Origin of the sequence: Salipaludibacillus sp. CF4.18, from assembly GCF_051262595.1 — a bacterium.
GTDB lineage: Bacteria > Bacillota > Bacilli > Bacillales > Salisediminibacteriaceae > Salipaludibacillus > Salipaludibacillus neizhouensis.
On sequence record NZ_JBIMEV010000115.1, the window covers coordinates 1 to 3,130 of the forward strand.

Annotated in this window: 2 protein-coding genes and 1 pseudogene; 2 read left to right on the forward strand and 1 reads right to left on the reverse strand. The window is 35.3% G+C overall.

The window, feature by feature from the left end:
* The first annotated feature begins 187 nt into the window (after nt 1-187).
* Together ACHABW_RS25460 and ACHABW_RS25465 are read left to right on the forward strand one after the other, a co-directional pair.
* Entirely contained in the window at nt 188-379 is a 192-nt protein-coding gene (locus tag ACHABW_RS25460; protein ID WP_435759823.1) for a hypothetical protein, read from the forward strand.
* Between the two features lie 126 nt (nt 380-505).
* Nucleotides 506-898 (forward strand): annotated as a pseudogene (locus tag ACHABW_RS25465) (sigma-70 family RNA polymerase sigma factor); the annotation flags it as partial.
* Between the two features lie 496 nt (nt 899-1,394).
* Here the strand turns inward: ACHABW_RS25465 and spo0A are convergent.
* Nucleotides 1,395-2,186, reverse strand: coding sequence for a sporulation transcription factor Spo0A (gene spo0A / locus ACHABW_RS25470; protein ID WP_435759825.1), 792 nt, complete (start codon nt 2,184-2,186; stop codon nt 1,395-1,397).
* Nucleotides 2,187-3,130: the final 944 nt, after the last annotated feature.

The window sequence follows — 3,130 nt, forward strand, 5'->3', positions numbered from 1 at the left end:
GTTTTATATCAAGGGTTAATTGATGGAGAAGAATAAAGAATATATTTATTGGGTATTACAATTGGTTTGGAGATAAAGAAGCAGAATGCTTTTTAAAGTCACACGAAGTGCGCTATATATGGGATGAAGACCTTGAACTTTGATAGGAATGTTCTTATGACGATAGCGAATCTTAATCGGGGATTGGTTGAAAGGTGCTATGGTTGCTTTTCTATTTTCGTTAAGAACAACACTTTCAGCCTACACGATGGAAAAAACACGGAATTCTATTGAGGGCTTAATGACAATGGAGCCTAAAGAAGCAACGATTTTAAGAGATGGTCTAGAACACCGATTCATTATTAAAACGAGCTTGAGATATCAAGCTCGTTTTTTGTAAGTGTTGTCCTAAATATGAGATGTTGTAAAATGCCAATGATAAGTGGTAATAAAAGATACTTGATTAGAGAGTATCTTTTGAATTAATATAATATTGAACAAGCCTTTTAGATTGCTCCCTTCTGACATTAGGATAGAAATCCTAATGCATTTGAGAGCGTTAAAGAAAGTGCGCAAGGATGTTTCCCTGCATGACCCTATTGGACAGGACAAAGAGGGAAATGAGATCAGTTTAATTGATGTATTGTAGGCTGATACAGATGATTTAGCGGAGCAAATTCAGTTGAAAATGGAGAAAAAACAAATATATGAGTACATTCATATTCTCGATGGCAGAGAAAAAGAGGTCATCGTAGGAAGATTTGGTTTAGATAAACAAAAAGAAAGAACTCAAAAAGAAATTGCCAAAGAGTTAGGAATCTCAAGAAGCTATGTATCACGAATTGAGAAAAGGTCATTAATGAAGCTATTCCACGAATTTTATCGCCACCAACGTGCAGCTTTAAAAAGAGAAGAGTAAAGATTATCAATTGAAGGTGTGTCAAAGTCTTTAGACTTTGACACACCTTTTTTCTGATTTATGGGTTGTTCAAAGCCTCGTCCCAATCATATACAATATTGAACCCGAGGCTAATTTTTATTCCATCTACCTGTATATAATTTTGATCAATATATTAATCTTTGAAGGGAATTTTTACTAGTCAAGTGATTTTATTCAGTCGTATTTCTTCAAGTATTAGGTTGACAAAGACAACTAAGCCATCAAAACATGTGATGAAGGAAGTGGTTTCGTAATCGCGCAACAGTAACACCAAAAAGAGTAGTCCTTTTTTATTGAAGGGACTACTCTTTTTATGTATCTTTACTAAACTCCCTATCATTGATCATCATTCCTTTTTTTGTTGTTTCCGTAGCTTAGGCTAACTATACAATAACTAGCATCTGGGTTGCTGAAATGTCTTATCCCTGTTTCCCAACAATCGGGAGAGCCTGAAAACCTCTCTTTTCATTTCTTACTAGCTCGTTACATTATGTTCAATGCGCAATTTATCAGCTATCATTGCAATAAATTCAGAGTTGGTTGGCCTGGATTTTGTCACACTTACTGTGTATCCAAACATTTTTGATAAGGATTCTATGTCCCCACGAGTCCAGGCTACTTCTATGGCATGCCGAATAGCTCGTTCCACTCTACTTGCAGTGGTATTAAAATGCTTTGCTATTTCTGGGTAAAGTACCTTCGTAATCGATCCTAATAATTCAATATCTTTATACACCTTCGCAATGCCTTCTCTTAAGTACATATATCCCTTTATATGAGCTGGAACTCCAATCTGATTTATGATACTTGTAATGCTAGCTTCTAGGTTTATCAGCTGTTTTTCTCTATTAGATTCAGGTGGTTTGGAAAAACTTCTGATATACGGTGTGGATTGACCAGATACTTCCCGAATTTGCTTCATTAACGTCTCCATGTCAAAAGGTTTTAACACATAATACGCTGCCCCTAATTCCACTGCCTTTTTCGTGATATCTTCTTGGGAAAATCCTGTCAACATAATGATATTTGGTCGCTTTTCTAGTTGACGTTCATTTAATTTCTCTAACACTCCAAGTCCGTCTAGGTGAGGCATTATAATATCAAGGATAATGACGTCTGGCTGAGCTTCTTCCACTAATTCTAAACACTCTTGTCCATTGTATGCTTTTCCCACGACTTCCATATCATCTTGAGATTGGATAAAATCCTCAAGTACATTCACCAATTCTCGGTTATCATCTGCAATACAAACTTTCATTCTTTCCAATATTATTACCTCCCCAATCACTTTTTTTACTCTTGATATTATTCGACATTGCATTAAGTAAACCTTTATTATTTCTATTTTATGATTATCCCACTAGCTCCGAGTCAAGAAAACCTGCGCCTGCAGTTACTCGTCGCAGTTAATATTTAAAATGGAAGTCCTTGGTTATCTTTTCCGCACGGCCAGACTTGACCTCCGTCCGTCGGCTCGTAATGCATCCGCTATCATTAGTTAGCAGTAAGTTTCTGAGAGCTACAGGGATAATCAGTTTGATTTTTTAAAGTTTTCTCGGGATTAATACTTAATGCTCTCTTTTCAATTTTATTCAACTTTTAAAATAGTCAATAGGGCAACCAAGCAAAGATCCCTACAATCATTCCTAATTCTGAATACTAATGCTTTTCTAATGAGATAATATAAAAGATTAACACGTTTAATATGAATGGTGTCGCTAGTGGAGAGAATAGAAAAAAACACCCTGGTAGCTTCATAACGGGTTCTATTCTGGGGTGCAAAACCTGAATTCACGGAATAAATAACAATACGATTCACAACGAAAAACACAATTAATTCACAAAAGAAACGAGCTTGGGATTCCAAGCTCGTTTTATCTTTTATTGTTTTAGCATTCTGCAACTAACACTAACCCATTTGTTTAAGTACATAGTCGCTCAAGACCCCTTAATTTTACCAATAGCATTTTATATAAATATGTATTTTATTTGTGCAGATGGACCACCCTCCAATGTTCTGTAAACTAGGTTTCTCCTTTTTATTTTCTCCGCAAATATTACTCCATATTTCTTTTAATCATGGACATATAGCATCATAAATAATAAATCTTTTTCTAAAGCTTCATAAATAAGCCTTGCAATTTAAGCTAATCCAATACAATCTAAACCAGGTGCGACTGGCTCTAAAAAAACTTCTTGTACTGTATCTGC